The 1,643-nt window shown below is 63.7% G+C and carries 1 protein-coding gene; it reads left to right on the top strand.

Annotation, left to right across the window (positions count from 1 at the left end; all coding sequences use genetic code 11):
• Positions 1 to 1,643, top strand: a 1,643-nt coding sequence (locus H8S23_RS13780; protein ID WP_186888931.1) for a hypothetical protein, incomplete at both ends; no start/stop codon positions are given.

Here is a 1,643-nt window from a genome sequence, read left to right on the forward strand (position 1 = left end):
GCCACGGAGATCAGGATAGGGGCATCGGGAAAATACGCCCTGTGCGTGACCAACAAGGACAACGCGACAGGGATCGCGGACTGGCGCGGCGAGATCGAATGGGTCATGCTGAACCGCGGGACCAGAGCGGCCCCATATCTCCCCTACGGGGGACAGGCGTATGCCGCGAAGGTGGAGATCAACGGACAGCCCCGCCTGCTCCCCCTGACCGCGCCCCTGTGGGACGGCGACAGGGTGGAGAGCAGCGTTTTGGCGGAGGACGGCGGGCGGATCAGCCGGGAACGGCACGCGCAGAAAATGCTGGTGCTGGACGGGACAGAGAACTTTTATCTGGACGCTAAGGTGAATAACTGGTTTGTTGTGGCCGACAATCAGATCCCGTTTGCGAGATCGACGTATCAGTGCGGGGTCTGCAGCCACTATCCATGGGCGCAGACCAACTGGATGGGCGAAGATCATATCGTATTTGTGGGCAGAGATGAAACAACAGGTCATTATGTCGCGTTCAAGGACTCCTCCTACAGCACTGCGGCGGAGTTTAGAGCGTATCTCGCCGCCCAGTATGCCGCGGGCACGCCGGTGACGGTGGTCTACGAGCTTGCGGAGGAAGAGGTCTACACCCATGAGGCGGTGGAGCTCGATGACAGCGACGGCCGGTTTGTCCTGCGCGCAGAGGGGGAACTCTCCGCAGACTTGCAGATGGCGGAGGAACTGGCGGGCGGGCTTGCGGACGGCCGCAGCCGCAGCTGGCTGCTGGCGGACCAGCTGGTGATCGCGGACGGCGGCACGCTGTGGATCTACGACGGCGAGAGGGTAAAGCTGGCGTCGGAGGGGGCGTATGTGCCGACCCTGACCATCGGCAAGGGGCCGAAATCCGGCGGGCAGGAATACGAGGGCATCAACCTGATCCAGCCCAAATTTACCGAGCAGTTTCTCGGGACGGCCGCCGACAAGGCCTACCAGCTGAGCCTTGCCCCCCTGGACGCGGCGGCCGTCACGGTAGAGCTGCTGCAGAACGACGGCAGCTGGCGGGAACTGGCCGAGGGAAGAGATTTTTCGGTGGACCGGACAGCGGGACTGGTGACCTTTACTGCCGCGCCGGGGGTGTCGCCGGTCTCCGGGCAGGACAATGTGAAGATCACGGCGGCGCGCACGGTGGAGGGGTATGCGGACCGGATCAACCGCTGCGATATCGGCACCCTGTTCGGGGTGAGCGGGGCGGCGGACCGGCTGTTTTTGTCCGGGTATGCCGGGCTGCCCAATTACGACTGGTACTCGGGGTATAACGACCCCACCTATTGGGACGACGGCGCCTATGCGGTGCTGGGGCAATCGGACAGCGCCATTGTGGGGTATTCGATCGTGTCCGCGCGTCTGGCTGCGCACAAGGACGGGCGGGAGGCCGACCGCAGCGTGGTGGTGCGGGAAGGAAATCTGCAGAACAACAAACCCGCGTTCCCCATCGTGAACACGCTGCAGGGAGAGGGGGCGGCGGCCAAATGGGCGTTTGGATATCTGGCCAATGAGCCGCTGTTTCTGACGCGGCTGGGGGTGTATGCGGTGACGAGCCAGGATATCACGGGGGAGAAGATCAGCAATCTGCGCAGCTTTTACCTGAACGGGGCGCTGCTGAGCGAGCGGGG

Origin of the sequence: Anaerofilum hominis (assembly GCF_014287275.1) — a bacterium.
GTDB lineage: Bacteria > Bacillota > Clostridia > Oscillospirales > Ruminococcaceae > Pygmaiobacter > Pygmaiobacter hominis.